Annotated in this window: 12 protein-coding genes and 3 tRNA genes; 6 read left to right on the forward strand and 9 right to left on the reverse strand. The window is 69.6% G+C overall.

Annotated features, from left to right (window positions below; all coding sequences use genetic code 11):
- The first annotated feature begins 147 nt into the window (after positions 1–147).
- Positions 148–651 carry a hypothetical protein gene (locus tag ACIRVK_RS14275; protein ID WP_404246662.1) on the forward strand — a complete coding sequence of 168 codons (504 nt, stop codon included), beginning with the start codon at positions 148–150 and terminating at the stop codon, positions 649–651.
- On the opposite strand, the gene ACIRVK_RS14280 is transcribed toward ACIRVK_RS14275, so the two are convergent.
- Entirely contained in the window at positions 640–1599 is a 960-nt protein-coding gene (locus ACIRVK_RS14280) for a recombinase family protein (protein ID WP_404246664.1), read from the reverse strand. The genes ACIRVK_RS14275 and ACIRVK_RS14280 overlap by 12 nt on opposite strands.
- 482 nt (positions 1600–2081) lie before the next feature.
- Here ACIRVK_RS14280 and ACIRVK_RS14285 point away from each other — a divergent pair, with 482 nt between their 5' ends.
- Positions 2082–3668, forward strand: coding sequence for a tyrosine-type recombinase/integrase (locus ACIRVK_RS14285; RefSeq protein ID WP_404246666.1), 1587 nt, complete (start codon positions 2082–2084; stop codon positions 3666–3668).
- Between the two features lie 124 nt (positions 3669–3792).
- On the opposite strand, the gene ACIRVK_RS14290 is transcribed toward ACIRVK_RS14285, so the two are convergent.
- The 3 genes from ACIRVK_RS14290 to ACIRVK_RS14300 form a co-directional block, all read right to left on the reverse strand.
- A tRNA-Ile gene (locus ACIRVK_RS14290) sits at positions 3793–3869 on the reverse strand.
- A gap of 179 nt (positions 3870–4048) precedes the next feature.
- Positions 4049–4121: transfer RNA gene (locus ACIRVK_RS14295), tRNA-Asn, on the reverse strand.
- Between the two features lie 5 nt (positions 4122–4126).
- Positions 4127–4199 (reverse strand) — tRNA-Asn (locus tag ACIRVK_RS14300).
- A gap of 143 nt (positions 4200–4342) precedes the next feature.
- On the opposite strand from ACIRVK_RS14300, the gene ACIRVK_RS14305 reads away from it, so the two are divergent.
- From ACIRVK_RS14305 to ACIRVK_RS14320, 4 genes are all read left to right on the forward strand, one after another.
- Positions 4343–4657 (forward strand): YtxH domain-containing protein, encoded by a 315-nt coding sequence (locus ACIRVK_RS14305; RefSeq protein WP_404246667.1) that lies wholly within the window; start codon positions 4343–4345, stop codon positions 4655–4657.
- Between the two features lie 57 nt (positions 4658–4714).
- Positions 4715–6157: an FGGY family carbohydrate kinase gene (locus ACIRVK_RS14310; protein ID WP_404246669.1), complete on the forward strand. Its 1443-nt coding sequence runs from the start codon at positions 4715–4717 to the stop codon at positions 6155–6157.
- Positions 6158–6272: 115 nt separating this feature from the next.
- On the forward strand, positions 6273–8006 hold the full coding sequence (locus ACIRVK_RS14315) for an ABC transporter ATP-binding protein (protein WP_404246671.1): 1734 nt from the start codon (positions 6273–6275) through the stop codon (positions 8004–8006).
- On the forward strand, positions 8006–9937 hold the full coding sequence (locus ACIRVK_RS14320; RefSeq protein WP_404246673.1) for an ABC transporter ATP-binding protein: 1932 nt from the start codon (positions 8006–8008) through the stop codon (positions 9935–9937). The genes ACIRVK_RS14315 and ACIRVK_RS14320 overlap by 1 nt, the downstream gene beginning before the upstream one ends.
- 104 nt (positions 9938–10041) lie before the next feature.
- Here the strand turns inward: ACIRVK_RS14320 and ACIRVK_RS14325 are convergent, their stop codons facing one another.
- From ACIRVK_RS14325 to ACIRVK_RS14345, 5 genes are all read right to left on the reverse strand, one after another.
- Positions 10042–11340 carry an RNA polymerase sigma factor gene (locus tag ACIRVK_RS14325; RefSeq protein ID WP_404246675.1) on the reverse strand — a complete coding sequence of 433 codons (1299 nt, stop codon included), beginning with the start codon at positions 11338–11340 and terminating at the stop codon, positions 10042–10044.
- A gap of 103 nt (positions 11341–11443) precedes the next feature.
- Positions 11444–13351, reverse strand: a complete 1908-nt coding sequence (gene dnaG / locus ACIRVK_RS14330) for a DNA primase (protein ID WP_404246677.1) — start codon at positions 13349–13351, stop codon at positions 11444–11446.
- A gap of 105 nt (positions 13352–13456) precedes the next feature.
- Positions 13457–14722 (reverse strand): NAD(P)/FAD-dependent oxidoreductase, encoded by a 1266-nt coding sequence (locus ACIRVK_RS14335; protein ID WP_404246679.1) that lies wholly within the window; start codon positions 14720–14722, stop codon positions 13457–13459.
- Positions 14723–14885: 163 nt separating this feature from the next.
- Positions 14886–16145, reverse strand: coding sequence for a deoxyguanosinetriphosphate triphosphohydrolase (locus ACIRVK_RS14340; RefSeq protein ID WP_404246681.1), 1260 nt, complete (start codon positions 16143–16145; stop codon positions 14886–14888).
- Between the two features lie 55 nt (positions 16146–16200).
- Positions 16201–17067 carry a sirohydrochlorin chelatase gene (locus tag ACIRVK_RS14345; protein WP_404246683.1) on the reverse strand — a complete coding sequence of 289 codons (867 nt, stop codon included), beginning with the start codon at positions 17065–17067 and terminating at the stop codon, positions 16201–16203.
- Positions 17068–17099: the final 32 nt, after the last annotated feature.

Consider the following 17099-nt stretch of genomic DNA (forward strand, 5'->3'; position numbering starts at 1 on the left):
CGGGGCCGCGTTGATCACGTTCTGCACACCGCGACGGGCCCCGTCCCGCCCCGCCTTGCACCCCGGCCGGAAACCTTAACTACCCGGCCTTGGGGGAACTTCAGGGCGCACATCTGCGCCGTCGTGTGGTGCGGCAGCCTTCAGCTGATGCTCGTGGACTGGTCCTACAACCACGAGGTGTTGAAGGCCAGTCTGTACGCACGTATCGCGTTGGCAGTGTGCGTCCTCACGGCGATGCTGCCGCTCTTCGTCAACACCACTGACGAGAGCGTGGAGTTCACGACCGAGTACGCCGTCGTGCCGGGTGTCACCGTCTACCTCATGGTCTACCTGGGCTACGTGGCGATCACCTGCGGCGAGATCGCGTTCCTGTGCACCGGGATGGCGCTCGTTGCCCGGCGCGCAGGACACGCCTGGTCAGCCCGTGGTCTCGGCCTGTCTTCGATCTCCGCACTCCTCGGAGTGGCCTACGCTGCCAGCAAGGGGTCTTACCTGGTTACTCACTACCTGGGCCACCCGTGGCCGCTGCGCTACGAGGAGCTCGTCTCTCCACTCCTGGCCGGGCTCGCCGTGATCGCACTGATCACCGGGCTGACCATGGCAATGGTGGGCAGGCGGCTCGCAACGAGGGTGACGGCCTCAGCCACCTGACACGCCGGGCAGCTTGCGCCAGTGGAGGACGACTCGACCCGGCTCGATCGTCCGGACGCCGCGGGCGCTCGCGGGGAACACCTCGATCTTCTCCAGAAGGAGCAGCGTGATGGCTCTCTTCGACGCGGTCGGTGCTGTGTTCCACCACTTCACCAGGTCCTCGGCATGGCCGAGTGAGAAGTTCGCCATCTGCTCCGCGTAGCGAAGGCGCGGACGCAGGTCCTTGAGGTTGGCCGCGATCTCGCGCTCTCCGGCTACCAGTGCCTCGCTGCTGATCTCTCGGCTGCCGTAGAGCCTCCCGAGTTCCGCCCGGCGACCCTCCAGGTCCTCGATGTCCCGCTTGAGGTCCGCAACCTGCTTGCGCACGGCGGCCTGAGCCTTGGCGATCTGGGCTCGGATGCCGGGCTTGAGGAGTTCCGCCGCGACGTTCTCGCCGACGTAGTCCTCCAACAGCTCGGCGTCAATCCGGACCTCACCGCAACCGCCGCTCCCACTCTTGTCCTTCGGACGGCAGCGGTATCCAGGCGTGCCCGAATTGGTACGGGCGCCTCCAAGATCCTTTGTGCACTTGCCGCAGGTGCTGCCACCGCCAGTCAGGAGGTAGTCGTACGCAGGCACCGCATCCTTCGTGCTGCGAGCCTTCTCCCTCTCCAGAAGGGCCTCGAATTCTTCGCGCGTGATAGCTCCGGGGTGACCCGCGTCGACGAGTTCGCCGTCATCGTCGTAGCGCAGCCCGGCGATCGCGGGGTTGCGGAACAGCCGTCCAACCGACGCGTCCTTCCACTCCCCGCCGAGCGTTCCCCGGTAGCCCTCACCGTTCGCCCATACTGCAACGTCCTGGTTGGACAGATTGCTCAGCGCCCGGCTCACCATCTGGCGGAGTGGGTCCACTTCGTCGTCACGTAGCCGACGACGTGAGGCGTCATCGAAACCGTAGAGCCGTGGCATGCGGTGGTCCGTTCTCGTCGTGCGCCCGTAGCCGCCTGATCCTAGGCCACGGCACTTCCGAGCTATGGCCCAGCGAGACCGACGGCGGGCTACAGAGATCACTGCACCAAGGGCGTCACCCCAAGCACTTGCCAGAGTGCAGCGGTGGGGACTCTCACCGTGCCGCCCAGAGGGAGCGTCTGTACGGGGAAAGACCCCTCCTTGATCAAGTTGTAAGCCTTGTGCGTGCCGATCCCCAGCGCCCGCGCAGCCGTCACAACGTTCACGGTCGGCGGCAGCGCGAGTAGTTCCTCCAAGGTCATCGAACTGACCCCGGTGTCCGTCGCTACAGATGCGTCCTTCGTTGTCATTCCCGTTGTCGCGTTCTCCCCCACGCCAACGTGCCATAAGGATACGTCAACACTGGAGTGTTGGGGCAAGATATGCATTGGTTCGGCAAGGACCGGCACAAAAGATCCACATGCCACGACTCGGGGAGAAGCGTGTCAGACATCAACTACTTCAAACGCTGCCAGTGCAAGGCGCCGGCGACAGACGACGACGGGGAGCCCATATTCAAGGCCGACGGCTCACGGAAGATGAAGGACATCGGCCAGACCTGCCCCAAGCTCACGCGCAAGGGCCACGGGACCTGGTACTTCGCCTTCGACGTCGATCCCGGCGAGGGGGGCAGGCGGCAACGCGCGCGGCGGGGCGGGTTCGCGACCAAGGACGCGGCGAAGGAGAAGGCCGCCGAGGTGTACCGCGAGGCTTTCGGCGGCACCGACGTCCTCAGCGACACCACCGTCGGTGAAGACCTGCGGGCCTGGCTCAAGCGTAAGCGGAGCCTGGCCCGTACCACCCGCCACGGCTACGAGGAGCACATCGACCTCTACCTCGAACCGCACCTCGGTCACGTCAAGCGGCGCGAACTCAAGCTGCGCCACATCGAGGCCATGTACGACGCGATCGAGCGTCAGAACGCCTTGCGGCTCCTCCACCACGCCGAGGTGGTCGAACTGCAGGAAGCTCGCGACGCCGCCTACAAAGCGTGGGTACGCGCCGCGGGCAAGAAGGAGGAGCGCCGTGCCGCACGCCGCACCTACCTCGACGCCAACGCCGCGCTGCGGGAGGGCCGCAAGGGCAAGCGGAAGATCACCAGCGCCGCCACGATGCACCGGATCAACGCCACCCTCAGCTCCTTCCTGGGAATCGGCATCAAACGAGGCGAGTACTCGACCAACTGGGCCCAGTTGGTCGAACTTCCAGCAGCCAAACGGCCCAAGCCGCTGGTGTGGACACCAGAGCGCGTCGAGCAGTGGAGACGGACGGGCGAGAAGCCGGGCCCGGTCATGGTCTGGACCCCCGAACAAACTGGCCAGTTCCTCGACTTCGTGAGCGACGACCGGCTCTACCCCCTGTGGCACACCTTCATCTTCCTCGGACCACGACGCGGTGAGATGTGCGCACTGCCGTGGCCGGAGGTGCACCTGACGACCCGCTGGCTCCGCGTCTCCGCTCAGATCGTCGAAGTCGCGTACCGGCTGTACGGAGAACCCCCGAAGGCCGACAGCGTCCGCACGATCTCCATGAGCGCGGAGTCGGTAGAAGTGCTTCGCGCGTGGCGGATCACCCAAGAGAAGGAACGCACGCAGTGGTCCGGTGCGCAGGCTTGGACCGAGTCGGACCGGGTCTTCACCCAGGAGAACGGCGAGCCGTACCACCCGGACTGGATCAGTCGGCGCTTCAAGAGGCTGGTCGAGCTGTCCGGGCTCCCACCCGTCCGCCTTCATGATCTGCGCCACATCTCCGCCACTCTCTCGCTGCTCGCGAAGAACGACATCAAGGTGGTGCAGGAGCGGCTGGGCCACAGTTCCCGGCAGATCACCTCGGACACGTACACCAGCGTCCTGCCCCAGCTGATGACCGCCGAGGCGGAGTCGACCATCGCCACGGTGCCCCGCGCCGAGCGCAAGGCCAGCCCCAAGAAGAAGGATCAGGACGGGGCTGTGGAGCCCCCCGAGGACTCCACGGCAGCATCCGAGGGGGACGACTCGGCCCCTGATGAGGGCCCCGCGCAGGCGGCCTGACCCTCTGGCCCCTGGCTGGCCCCTGGATCATGTTTCCTTGATCCACTAGAGCCGCCAAGATCTCTCAAGTCACCCGACCCCTCAGCTAAGTTGCTGGTCAGAAGGTTTCTCCTCGCGTAGCGAGTGGTGGGGCGGGTGGGACTCGAACCCACGGCCGACGGATTATGAGTCCGCTGCTCTAACCGGCTGAGCTACCGCCCCGTACGGCGTGTCGCGTACATGTGTACGCGCCGTCTGCCGCAGCATAGCCGCTCATACGATCTCCTGCTTCGCAGGGGCGACTTCGCATGCCCTTGAGGACTCCGCCGTGACCTGCGCGGTTCCCGGGGTGGGGGTGAGGGCATGAAAAAGGACCCCTTCGGGGGCCCTCGTTCAGCATGCTCCCCCGACTGGACTCGAACCAGTAACCTGCCGGTTAACAGCCGGCTGCTCTGCCAATTGAGCTACGGAGGACCGAGCTCCCCCGACTGGACTCGAACCAGTAACCTGCCGGTTAACAGCCGGCTGCTCTGCCAATTGAGCTACGGAGGAATGCCTCGTTGCATCGAACGTACCTACCTGGGTATTCGCCAGGGGGCGGGCGCTCGCTGCGACACATACATTAGCGCAAGCAGGGGGGTGCTCCGCCAATCGGTTCCCCCGGCGCCGACCTACACGAGGGAAGGGTGGCCTCCATGCGCTACAAGCTCACGTTCGTCGTCGGCCTGGCCGTGGGTTACGTGCTCGGCACGCGTGCCGGGCGCGAACGCTACGAACAGCTGAAGAAATCCGCCCGCCAGGTCGCCCAGAACCCCGCCGTCCGCAACACCGCCGAGTCGGCCGCACAGCAGGGCCGCCAGTTCGCCGACAAGGCGTACCACGCGGTCAGCGACAAGGTCGGCGACCGGGTGCCGGACTCGGTGACCCAGGTGACCCAGCGGGTGCGTTCGCTGCGGGACCGCAGCCACAACGGGGCCCGCGAGGACGACTGGGGCACCAGCGATACATAGGTTCTGGGCGGGCGACGGCACACATCCCCATGGCGGGTGGCCCATAGAATTTGCGCCATGGGGATAGTCGCCGGGTTGGACAGTTCGCCCGATTTCACTCGCATCGTCGTCTGCGACACGGACACGGGCGCCGTGCTCAGGCAGGGGTACGCCCCGCATCCGGTGGACGGTGACCGCCCCGCGGACGTCGACCCGCAGGCCTGGCTGCTGTCCCTCGGTGAGGCGGCCGGCGGCGGGCTGCTGGAGGGCGTGCAGGCCATCGGCGTCTCGGCGCAGCAGAACGCCCTGATCCCGCTGGACGCGCAGGGCAACACCGTGCGTCCCGCGATGGTCGGCGCGGACCGGCGGACGCAGGTCGCGGCGGCGGACCTCATCGACGCGCTCGGCGGGCGGGAGGCCTGGGCGCAGGCCGTGGGCTGCGTACCGCAGGCGGCGCAGCCCGTGACCAAGCTGCGCTGGCTCGCCAAGAACGAACCCGACGCCGCCCTGCGCGCCGCGATCCTCATGCAGGCCCACGACTGGCTGGTCTGGCAGTTGCTGGGACGGCCCGTGCGGCGGACCACCGATCGCGGCGGGGCCTCCGGGACGGGGTACTGGTCCGCCGCCACCGGCAACTACCGCACCGACCTCCTCGAGCTGGCGCTCGGTCACCAGGCCATGCTGCCCGAGGTGATCGGCCCGGCGGAGGCGGCCGGTACGACACCGGAGGGGCTGCTGATCTCCGCCGGGACCGGCGAGACCATGGCCGCCGCCTTCGGGCTGGGCATCGGACTCGGGGACGCGGTCGTGTCGCTGGGCGCGTCGGGGTCCGTCATGGCCGTGCACCCCGAGGCCCTCGTCGACGGCACCGGGATGATCACCGCCCTCGCCGACGCGACCGGCATGCACCTGCCCGTCGTCACCACCCTGAACGCCGTACGGACCCTGCGCGGGACCGCCGAGCTGCTCGGGCTGCCCGACCTGGAGAGCCTGTCCGACCTGGCGATGAAGTCGACGCCGGGGGCGCACGGGCTCGTCCTGCTGCCCTATCTGGAGGGTGAGCGGACGCCGAACCTGCCGCACACCGCGGGCACGCTCGCGGGGCTGCGGCGGGAGTCGATGAAGGCCGAGCACCTGGCGCGGGCCGCGTTCGAGGGCATGCTGTGCGGGCTCGCGGACGCGCTGGACGTGCTGCGCGGCCGGGGCGTCGAGGTGCGGCGGGTCTTCCTGCTGGGGGCGGCCGCGGAGCTGACGGCCGTGCAGGCCGCGGCCCCCGCGCTGTTCGGCGCGCAGGTCGTCGTACCGCAGCCCGCCGACTACGCGGCGATCGGGGCCGCCCGGCAGGCCGCGTGGGCGCTCGGTGCCTCGCAGGGCACGCTCGATCCGCGCACCCCGCCGGCCTGGCAGGGTGCGGCGGCGCAGGTACTGGAGCCCGGCGACGAGTTGGCGGTGGGGCAGGCTGTGCGGCAGCAGTACGTTTCGGTCAGGGAGCAGACACACCCGGGCGCGTTCCGCCCGTAGGACGACAAAGAGGACCGCTGTCGGCTTAATCGGTTGAGGTAACGCGGGTGGAGTGTCCGACGATAGGGGCCACGGGCAACGAACCCGCCCCATCGCCGACTCCGAGAGACGTAGCGTGCTCATACGACTACTGCGGACCTATCTCAGGCCGTACAAGAAACCCATCGGTGTGCTGGTGCTGCTGCAGTTCCTGCAGACCTGCGCCACCCTCTACCTGCCCACGCTGAACGCGCACATCATCGACAACGGTGTCGTCAAGGGCGACACCGGCTACATCCTCTCCTTCGGTGCCCTGATGATCGGCATCTCGCTGGCGCAGGTCGTGTGCAACATCGGGGCCGTGTACTACGGCGCCCGGACCGCGTCCGCGCTCGGCCGGGACGTACGGGCCGCCGTGTTCGACCGGGTGCAGTCCTTCTCGGCGCGTGAGGTCAGCCACTTCGGCGCTCCCTCGCTGATCACCCGTACGACCAATGACGTGCAGCAGGTCCAGATGCTGGCCCTGATGACGTTCACCCTGATGGTGTCGGCGCCCATCATGTGCGTGGGCGGCATCGTGCTGGCGCTCGGCCTGGACGTACCGCTGTCCGGGGTGCTGGTCGCCGTGGTACCGACGCTGGGCATCTGTGTGACGTTGATCGTACGGCGGCTGCGCCCGCTGTTCCGGGCCATGCAGGTCCGCCTGGACACCGTCAACCGGGTGCTGCGCGAGCAGATCACCGGCAACCGGGTGATCAGGGCCTTCGTACGGGACGAGTACGAGAAGGACCGGTTCCGGAAGGCGAACAGCGATCTCACCGAGATGCAGTTGAAGACCGGCAACCTGCTGGCGCTGATGTTCCCGGTGGTCATGACGACCGTGAACCTGTCGTCGATCGCGGTGGTGTGGTTCGGCGCGCACCGCATCGACAGCGGCGGGATGCAGATCGGCGACCTGACCGCGTTCCTCGCCTATCTGATGCAGATCGTGATGTCCGTGATGATGGCCACCTTCATGTTCATGATGGTGCCGCGCGCGGAGGTCTGCGCCGAGCGCATCGAGGAGGTGCTGGACACCGACTCGAGCGTCGTGCCGCCGAGCGCGCCGGTCCTCGAGCTGCGCCGGCACGGGCATCTGGAGCTGCGGGGCGCCGGGTTCCGCTACCCGGGTGCCGAGGAGCCCGTGCTCAAGGCGGTCGACCTGGTCGCCCGGCCGGGTGAGGTGACCGCCGTCATCGGTTCGACCGGCAGCGGCAAGTCGACGCTGCTCGGCCTGGTCCCCCGCCTGTTCGACGCGACCGACGGCGAGGTCCTGGTGGACGGCACGGAGGTGTCCACCCTGGAGCCGAAGCTGCTCGCGAAGACGGTCGGGCTGGTCCCGCAGAAGCCGTACCTGTTCGCGGGGACGGTGGCGACCAATCTGCGCTACGGCAATCCGGACGCCACGGACGAGGAGCTGTGGCACGCGCTGGAGGTGGCGCAGGCCAAGGACTTCGTCAGCAAGCTGGAGGGCGGGCTGAACGCGCCGATCGCGCAGGGCGGCACCAATGTCTCCGGTGGTCAGCGGCAGCGGCTCGCGATCGCGCGGACGCTCGTCCAGCGGCCGGAGATCTATCTGTTCGACGACTCCTTCTCCGCTCTCGACTACGCGACCGACGCGGCGCTGCGCGCGGCGCTCGCGCGGGAGACCGCCGAGGCGACCGTGGTGATCGTCGCCCAGCGGGTGGCGACCATCCGGGACGCCGACCGGATCGTCGTCCTCGACGAGGGACGGGTCGTCGGGACCGGCCGCCATCACGAGCTGATGGCGGACAACGAGACCTACCGGGAGATCGTGCTCTCCCAGCTGACGGAAGCGGAGGCTGCCTGATGGCCGGGCCGATGGCGCGGATGATGGGCCAGGGCGGTGGCCCCGACAGCCGTTCGATGGACTTCAAGGTGTCGGGCAAACGCCTGATCGCCCAGTTCAAGCCGGAGCGTCTGACCATCTACGCGCTGCTGCTGTGCGTGGTGGTGAGCGTCGGGCTCAACGTGATCGGGCCGAAGATCCTCGGCAAGGCCACCGACCTGGTCTTCTCGGGGATCATCGGACGGCAGATGCCGGCCGGGGCGACGAAGGACCAGGTCCTCGCCTCCATGCGGGAGCGGGGCCAGGGGCAGATCGCCGACATGCTCCGCTCGACCGACTTCACCCCGGGCAAGGGCATCGACTTCGACGCGGTGGGCCGGGTCCTGCTGCTGGCGCTGTGTACGTTCCTGGTCGCGGGGCTGCTGATGGCGTTCGCGACCCGGCTGGTGAACCGGAGCGTCAACCGTACGATGTTCCGGCTGCGCGAGGACGTGCAGGCGAAGCTGTCGCGGCTTCCGCTGTCGTACTTCGACAAGCGGCAGCGCGGTGAGGTGCTGTCCCGTGCCACCAACGACATCGACAACATCGGGCAGACGCTCCAGCAGTCGATGGGCCAGCTGATCAACTCGGTGCTGACCATCATCGGCGTGCTCGCGGTGATGTTCTGGGTGTCCTGGCTGCTGGCGCTGGTCGCGCTGGTGACCGTGCCGCTGTCGTTCGTGGTGGCCACCCGGATCGGCAAGCGGTCGCAGCCGCACTTCGTGCAGCAGTGGCGCACCACCGGCAAGCTCAACGCCCACATCGAGGAGATGTACACCGGGCACACCCTGGTGAAGGTCTTCGGGCGCCAGGACGAGTCGGCGCGGCTGTTCGCCGAGCAGAACGACGCGCTGTACGAGGCGGGGTTCAAGGCGCAGTTCAACAGCGGGATCATGCAGCCGCTGATGATGTTCGTCTCCAACCTCAACTACGTGCTGGTGGCGGTCGTCGGTGGCCTGCGGGTCGCCTCGGGCGCGCTGTCCATCGGTGACGTGCAGGCCTTCATCCAGTACTCGCGGCAGTTCTCGATGCCGCTGACGCAGGTCGCCTCCATGGCGAACCTGGTGCAGTCCGGGGTGGCCTCGGCCGAGCGGATCTTCGAACTCCTGGACGCGGAGGAGCAGGAGGCGGATCCGATGCCGGGCGCGCTGCCCGAGGAACTGCGCGGGCGGGTGGCGCTGGAGCACGTCTCCTTCCGGTACGACCCGGAGAAGCCGCTCATCGAGGACCTCTCGCTCACGGTCGAACCCGGGCACACGGTCGCCATCGTCGGCCCGACCGGCGCCGGCAAGACGACGCTGGTGAACCTGCTCATGCGGTTCTACGAGGTCTCCGGCGGCCGGATCACCCTCGACGGCGTCGACATCTCCACCATGTCGCGGGACGAACTGCGCGCCCGGATCGGCATGGTGCTGCAGGACACCTGGCTGTTCGGCGGCACGATCGCGGAGAACATCGCGTACGGGGCGTCCCGGGACGTGACCCGGGGCGAGATCGAGGAGGCGGCGCGGGCGGCCCACGCGGACCGGTTCGTGCGGACGCTGCCCGACGGGTACGACACCGTGATCGACGACGAGGGCTCGGGCGTCAGCGCCGGTGAGAAGCAGCTCATCACCATCGCGCGGGCGTTCCTGTCCGACCCGACGATCCTGGTGCTCGACGAGGCGACGTCCTCGGTCGACACGCGTACCGAGGTGTTGATCCAGAAGGCGATGGCCAAGCTCGCGCATGGCCGTACCTCGTTCGTGATCGCGCACCGGCTGTCTACGATCCGGGACGCGGACACGATCCTCGTCATGGAGAACGGGTCGATCGTGGAACAGGGCGCGCATGCGGAGCTGTTGGCGGCGGACGGGGCGTATGCGCGGCTGTACAAGGCGCAGTTCGCGCAGGCGGTGGCCGAGGTCGACTAATGGGTTGCCACGATGGGCCGTCGGTCGGCTGACGGTCCGTCGTGGCTGGTCGCGCCCACGCGGCGGAGCCGCATATTGATCCAGCCCCGCGCCCCTGGTTGGCTTCAGTCGAGGTATCCCCGCAACTGATCGGCGAATGCGTGGTCCCGTAGCTTGTTGAGGGTCTTTGACTCGATCTGGCGTATCCGTTCCCGGGTCACGCCGAAGATGCGGCCTATCTCCTCCAGGGTGCGCGGACGGCCGTCGGCCAGGCCGTACCGCAACTGTACGACCTTGCGCTCCCGCTCCCCCAGCGTCGACAGGACCGCCTCCAGGTGTTCCCTGAGGAGCAGGAACGCGGCGGACTCCACCGGCGACGCCGCGTCCCCGTCCTCGATCAGGTCGCCGAGGGCCACGTCGTCCTCCTCGCCCACCGGGGCGTGCAGGGACACCGGTTCCTGGGCCAGGCGCAGGACCTCGCTGACGCGTTCGGGCGCGAGGTCGAGGTGGGTGGCGACCTCCTCCGGGGTCGGCTCGTAGCCGCGTTCCTGGAGCATGCGGCGCTGGACGCGGACGACCCGGTTGATCAGCTCGACGACGTGGACCGGGACCCGGATGGTGCGGGCCTGGTCGGCGAGGGCACGCGACATGGCCTGGCGGATCCACCAGGTGGCGTACGTGGAGAACTTGTAGCCGCGGGCGTAGTCGAACTTCTCGACCGCACGGATCAGGCCGAGGTTGCCTTCCTGGACCAGGTCGAGCATGGTCAGGCCACGGCCGACGTACCGCTTGGCGACGGAGACGACGAGGCGCAGGTTCGCCTCGATGAGACGGCGCTTGGCCATGCGGCCCATGACGACGAGGTGGTCGAGGTCGAGGGCCAACTGGCTGTCCAGGTCGGGGGTGTTGCTCAGTTTCTCCTCGGCGAACAGGCCCGCCTCCACCCGGCGGGCGAGTTCGACCTCCTCGGCGGCGGTGAGCAGCGGGATACGGCCGATCTCCCGCAGGTACTGGCGGAACAGGTCCGAGGACGGGCCGCTGGTGTCCGCGCGGGCGCGCTCCACGACGGGAGCCTCCTCCGGCTCGGCGGCCTCCAGCGCCTCGGCGGGCGGCTCGGGCGGGTCGTCGGCGTCCACCGGGTCCGCCTCGGGGTGGTGCACGACACGGTTCTGCGGAGGGACCGCGACGAGAACGTCGGTCTCGGCGTCCGGCTCCGTGGCGTCCGTACTCTTGTCGGTCTGGGTGAGGGTCTGGGTCTGCACGGGGGCGACCTCCAGGATGATCGCTGCCAAGGAGTGCGGCAGCGGTACTTCGGGGGCGGAGTCGGCGGCCACGCCGCTGTCCGTCCCGTACGCGATGAGCGGAACCGCGGGGGTGTGGGACCCGTGTGGGACGGATCGGCCGCGCTCCGAGGACTCAGGCACCGGACCCAGTGTGGAGTACGACACATCGCCGCCACGAGGGGCGTGCGGTGACTTTTTGCAATCGCGGCGTGACCCGGTGGTTACCGTCCCGTAGGCCAGCACCTCACAGGGCGGCGGCCCCGTGCTCCCGCAGCGCCTGGTCGTACTGCTGCAGCACCCACAACTCGTTCTGTACGGCGGCCAGTTGTGCCGGATCGCCGCCGGCGGACAGGCGGGCCATCTGGGACTGGATGTCGCGGATGCGGCGTTCCACCGCGCGGCGCCGGACCTGGACCAGCACCGTGCCCGCGTACACGTCGTCCACGGTGCGCCGCATGATCGGTTCGACGGCCAGCTCGGTGACCATGGCGCGGACCGTGTCGTCGGGTGCGGCCTCGCGGACCCGGACCAGGTACTCCTGGCCGTCCTGCGTGCCGTAATCGGCGCCGCCCGCGTCCATGATCGCCTGGCGTACGGCGGCGTAGGGCGCGGCGGTGAACTCGTCCACGCCGTACGCGTCGACGGCCGGGGAGACCAACTCGGGCCGCTGCAGGGCGAGTTTCAGCAGCTCGCGTTCGGTGGCGTAGACGGGGTTGCGGAGGGTCAGGGCGGGGCCGGAGGAGCGGGGGCGGGGAGCGGCCTCGTACGGCTGCTGTCCGCCGCGGGGCGCCGGCGCCGGGGTGCCCCGGCCGCCGCGGTCGCGGGCCCAACGCGCCAGCTGGGCCACCCGCTTGACCACGAACTGGGTGTCGAGGATGCCGAGCATGCCGGCGAGCTGGACGGCGACCTCGTGCTGGGCGCCGCTGTTCTTGATGCGGGCGACGATGGGGGCCGCCTCGTCCAGCGCCGCCGCGCGGCCGGCCGGGGTGTCGAGGTCGTAGCGGACGACGATCTGGCGCAGGGCGAACTCGAAGAGCGGGGTGCGGGGTTCGACCAGGTCGGCGACCGCCTCGTCGCCCTTGGCCAGGCGCAGCTCGCAGGGGTCCATGCCGTCGGGGGCGATGGCGATGTAGGTCTCGGCGGCGAACTTCTGGTCGTCCTCGAAGGCGCGCAGGGCCGCCTTCTGGCCGGCCGCGTCACCGTCGAAGGTGAAGATCACGCGGGCCGAGCCGTTGTCCATGAGCAGGCGGCGCAGGATCCTGATGTGCTCCCCGCCGAAGGCCGTACCGCAGGTCGCGATGGCCGTCGTCACACCGGCGAGGTGGCAGGCCATGACGTCGGTGTAGCCCTCGACGACGACGGCCCGGCTGGCCTTGGCGATGTGCTGCTTGGCGAGGTCGATGCCGTACAGCACCTGGGACTTCTTGTAGATCGCCGTGTCGGGGGTGTTGAGGTACTTGGGGCCGTTGTCCGCGTCGTACAGCTTGCGGGCGCCGAAGCCGACGACGTCGCCGCCGATGTCGCGGATGGGCCACATCAGGCGGCCGCGGAAGCGGTCGATGGGGCCGCGGCGGCCCTCCTGGGCGAGGCCGGACAGGAGGATCTCCTTGTCGCTGAAGCCCTTGCCGCGGAGGTAGCGGGTGAGGTGGTCCCAGCCCTGGGGGCTGTAGCCGACGCTGAAGTGCTGGGCGGCGGCCTGGTCGAAGCCGCGCTCGGCGAGGAAGACCCGGCCGGTCTCGGCCTCGGGGCTGGTGGCGAGCTGCTCGGTGTACCAGTCGGCGGCGATCTTGTGCGCCTCGACCAGGCGGATGCGTTCGCCACGCTGGTGGGAGGGGTTGTAGCCGCCCTCCTCGTACCGCAGGGTGATGCCGGCCTGGGCGGCGAGGCGCTCGACCGCCTCGGAGAAGGAGAGGTGGTCGACCTTCATCACGAACGTGATGGTGTCGCCGCCCTCCTGACAGCCGAAGCAGTGGAAGAGTCCCTTGCTCGGACTGACCTGGAAGGACGGCGACTTCTCGTCGTGGAACGGGCACAGCCCCTTGAGGTTGCCACCGCCCGCGTTGCGCAGCTGGAGGTACTCGGACACCACGGCGTCGATCGGGACCGCGTCCCGTACCGCCTTCACGTCCTCGTCGTTGATCCGTCCTGCCACGGGGTGATTCTACGGGTCAGAACTGACACTCCTGAGGCGAGAGGCCCTCGGCCGGGGGTCCGGGGGGTGCCCCCGGGGGATTGCAGCACGGTGGCGGTGTGACACCTACGGGACGAGGCTTTCGAGCGGAACGTGGGGGTCCGCCAGGGAGTCCGTGTTCACCCGGGTCTTCGACCTGATCAGCTTCTGGATGGGTTCCGTGACGTCCCACACGTTCACGTTCATCCCGGCCAGCACCCGGTCGTCCTTCACCCAGAAGGCGATGAACTCACGCTTCCCCGCGTCCCCGCGGATCACCACCTCGTCGTACGACCCCGGGGGCGCCCAGCCGCTGTACTCCATCCCCAGGTCGTACTGGTCGGAGAAGAAGTAGGGCACGCGGTCGTAGGTGAGGCTCTGGCCCAGCATCGCGCGAGCCGCCGCCGGGCCGCCGTTGAGGGCGTTGGCCCAGTGCTCGACGCGTAGCCGGGTGTCGAAGAGGGCGTGGTGGAAGGAGGCGACGTCGCCCGCGGCGTGGATGTCGGGGTCGGAGGTGCGCAGCTGCTCGTCGACCACCACTCCCCCGCCGTGCGCCCGGTCGGCGATCTCCAGGCCCGCCGCCTCCGCGAGCGCGGTGCGGGGGGCCGCGCCGATCGCCGCGAGGACGTCGTGCGCGGGGTGCTCCTCGCCGTCGTCGGTACGGGCCGCGAGCACCATGCCGTCCTGGCCGACGATCTCGGTCAGCCGTGCGCCGAAGTGGAAGCGGACGCCGTGCCCGCGGTGCAGCTCGGCGAAGAGGTTGCCGAGCTCGGGCCCGAGGATGGCGTGCAACGGGGTGGCCAGCGGCTCCACGACGGTGACCTCGGCCCCGTACTCCCGGGCCGCCGCCGCGACCTCCAGGCCGATCCAGCCGGCGCCCGCGATCACGAGGTGGCCGTTGTCCCGGCCGAGGGCGGCGAGCACTCCCTTGAGCCGTTCGGCGTGCGCGAGGCGGCGCAGGTGGTGGACGCCCGCCAGGTCGGTGCCCGGGATGTCGAGGCGGCGCGGCTCGGCGCCGGTCGCCAGGAGCAGTTTGTCGTAGCGGACGAGGGTGCCGTCCTCCCCGAAGCGGACCGTCTTCGCGGCGCGGTCGATGGCGTCGACGGTCTCGCCGAGGTGCAGCTCGATGTCGTTGCGCGCGTACCAGGCGGGTTCGTGGACGAAGACGCTGTCGCGTTCCTCCTTGCCCAGCAGGTAGCCCTTGGAGAGCGGGGGGCGCTCGTAGGGGTGGTCGCGCTCGTCGCAGATCAGTATCACGCGCCCGCTGAAGCCCTCCGCTCGGAGCGTCTCGGCCGCCTTCGCGCCGGCCAGGCCGCCTCCGACGATGACGAATGTCTGATCCGCGTCGACCACTTGATGCCTCCTACGGGGGTGTCCGAGGGGTGTCCCCCCGGGTAACACAGCGGGTGCCGCCACATGCGAGCGTCCCGCACGGAGTGTGAGGGGGGAAGAGGGAGTGGCCCGATCAGGCCACGGAGGGTCACATTCGGGCGCAAACCGGGTCACTCATGTCGCGTCAGTCTCTCGCCTTCCCCGCCAGACGCGCGTGAAGCGACCGGGCCGAGGCGTCCGTCAGTGAGGCGATCTGGTCCACGATCACCCGCTTGCGCGCCCGGTCGTCCCCGGCCTGGTCGAACAGCGCGCGGAACTGCGGGTCGAGACCGTCGGGTGCACGCACGGTGAGCGCCCGCGCCAGTTCGGCCACCACGACGCGCTGATCGGCCCGCAGCCGCTCCTGCTCGGCGCGCTGCATGACGTACCGGTCGGCGACCGCCTTGAGCACCGCGCATTCCAGCCGCGTCTCGCGCGGTACGACGAGTTCGGCGTCGTACCGGGTGAGCCGGCCGGAGCCGTACGCGGCGCGGGTGGCGGCCTCGGCGGCGAGGCAGAAGCGGCCGATGAGCTGGCTGGTGGCGTCCTTGAGGCGGGCCTGGGCGACCGCGGAGCCGTCGTAGCCGTGCGGCCACCAGTCCTGGTCCTGGAGGCGGTCGAGGGCGGCGGACAGCTCCGCCGGGTCGGTGTCGGCGGCGACGTACCGTCCGACGGCGACCGCGAAGACCTCCTGGCGCTCCGGTTCCGCGTGCAGGGAGTTCGGGTCGATGTGGCCGGCGTGCAGGCCGTCCTCGACGTCGTGCACCGAGTACGCCACGTCGTCCGACCAGTCCATGACCTGCGCCTCGAAGGTGGTGCGGGTGCCGGGGGCGTCCTTGCGGATCCAGTCGAAGACGGGGCGGTCGTCCTCGTAGACACCGAACTTGGGGGATGCCGGGTCGGTGGGGTGCGCGCCTCGGGGCCACGGGTACTTGGTGGCGGCGTCGAGGGTGGCGCGGGTGAGGTTGAGGCCGACCGAACCCTCCGAGGTGAACCGTTTGGGTTCGATGCGGGTGAGGAGTCTCAGGGACTGGGCGTTGCCCTCGAAGCCGCCGCAGTCCTCGGCGAACGCGTTCAGCGCGTGTTCTCCGTTGTGGCCGAAGGGGGGGTGGCCGAGGTCGTGGGAGAGGCAGGCGGCCTCGACCAGGTCGGGGTCACAGCCGAGGGCTGCGCCGAGTTCGCGGCCGACCTGGGCGCACTCCAGGGAGTGGGTCAGGCGGGTGCGGGGGCTGGCGTCCCACATCTGGGTACGGGTTCCTGGGGTGACGACCTGGGTCTTACCCGCGAGCCTTCTGAGTGCGGCTGAGTGGAGTACGCGGGCGCGGTCGCGTTGGAAGGCTGTGCGGCCGGGGCGTTTGTCGGGTTCGGGGGCCCAGCGTTCTGTGGACTGCGCGTCGTACGGCATGTCTTGACAGTACGGGCAAGGAGTGACATTCCGCCGAAGGGGCTGCCGGGATCTGTCATACGGCGAGTGCGGGTGGTGTGGGGTTGATCGCGCCCCGCGGCGCAGCCGCACCTTGACCCAGCCCCGCGCCCCTGGCGGCGTTGTCGTAACGGTGGAGGAGAAGTTCCACCATTGCCGGGTGGGTGCCCAAGGGAGCCGACGCGATCCACGGGGCCGCTTCTGCGCACTCCGTCGCGAAGCGCCCTGGGGCCGTGAAGTACGAAGCCACCGCCACCCGGTGGCGGCCCCGTGCCGCCAAGGCCTGGATCGCGTCCGGGACCGTCGGGGCCGCCGTCGTCGCGTAGGCCGGGACCACCGGGACGCCCAGGCGGTCGGACAGGAGTTCGGCTGTGCGGTTGGTGTCGACCTTGGACTCGGGGTCGCGGGAGCCCGCCGCCGCGAGGACGACGGCGCTGACGCGGCGCGTCGCCTCGTCCATGCGGGTGCGCCAGCCGGCCTCGACCAGGCGGGCGTACAGGGCGTCCACGAGCAGGGGGTGGGGGCCCAGCGCTTCGGCCACGCGCGCGCGTACCTCGGAGCGGGCCGCCATCTCGGGGATGTCCCGCTTGATGTGGTATCCGCGGCTGAGCAGGAGGGGGACGAGGACCGCCTGGGCCGTGCCGAGGTCGGTCAGGGTGTCGGGGAGCAGCGGGGCGTTCAGTTCGATGTGCCCGAGGTGGACGGGGAGGCCCGGGCGCTGCTCGCGGACGCGGTCCAGCAGGGCGCGGACCGTGCTCAGGGCGCGCGGATCGCGGCTGCCGTGCGCCACGACGACGAGCGCCGGCGGGCTGGGGCGCCGCCTGCCGTCGAGAGAGACGAGGCTGAGCTGGCTGGCGAGCCGGAGGCCGATCTGGCTCAGGAGGTGCGCCGTACTGTCCGTCATGGACCGATCCTCGCGGCGGGAGGTTGCCGCCC

The sequence above is a fragment of the Streptomyces sp. NPDC101152 genome (genome assembly GCF_044768275.1).
In the GTDB taxonomy this organism is placed as follows: domain Bacteria; phylum Actinomycetota; class Actinomycetes; order Streptomycetales; family Streptomycetaceae; genus Streptomyces.

Bases quoted from the DNA above. Each gene is read 5' to 3' on its own strand.
- ACIRVK_RS14275 (WP_404246662.1), top strand. From the start codon at position 148: ATGCTCGTGGACTGGTCCTACAACCACGAGGTGTTGAAGGCCAGTCTG.
- ACIRVK_RS14280 (WP_404246664.1), bottom strand. From the start codon at position 1,599: ATGCCACGGCTCTACGGTTTCGATGACGCCTCACGTCGTCGGCTACGT.
- ACIRVK_RS14305 (WP_404246667.1), top strand. From the start codon at position 4,343: ATGCGCTACAAGCTCACGTTCGTCGTCGGCCTGGCCGTGGGTTACGTG.
- ACIRVK_RS14310 (WP_404246669.1), top strand. From the start codon at position 4,715: ATGGGGATAGTCGCCGGGTTGGACAGTTCGCCCGATTTCACTCGCATC.
- ACIRVK_RS14320 (WP_404246673.1), top strand. From the start codon at position 8,006: ATGGCCGGGCCGATGGCGCGGATGATGGGCCAGGGCGGTGGCCCCGAC.
- ACIRVK_RS14340 (WP_404246681.1), bottom strand. From the start codon at position 16,145: ATGCCGTACGACGCGCAGTCCACAGAACGCTGGGCCCCCGAACCCGAC.
- ACIRVK_RS14345 (WP_404246683.1), bottom strand. From the start codon at position 17,067: ATGACGGACAGTACGGCGCACCTCCTGAGCCAGATCGGCCTCCGGCTC.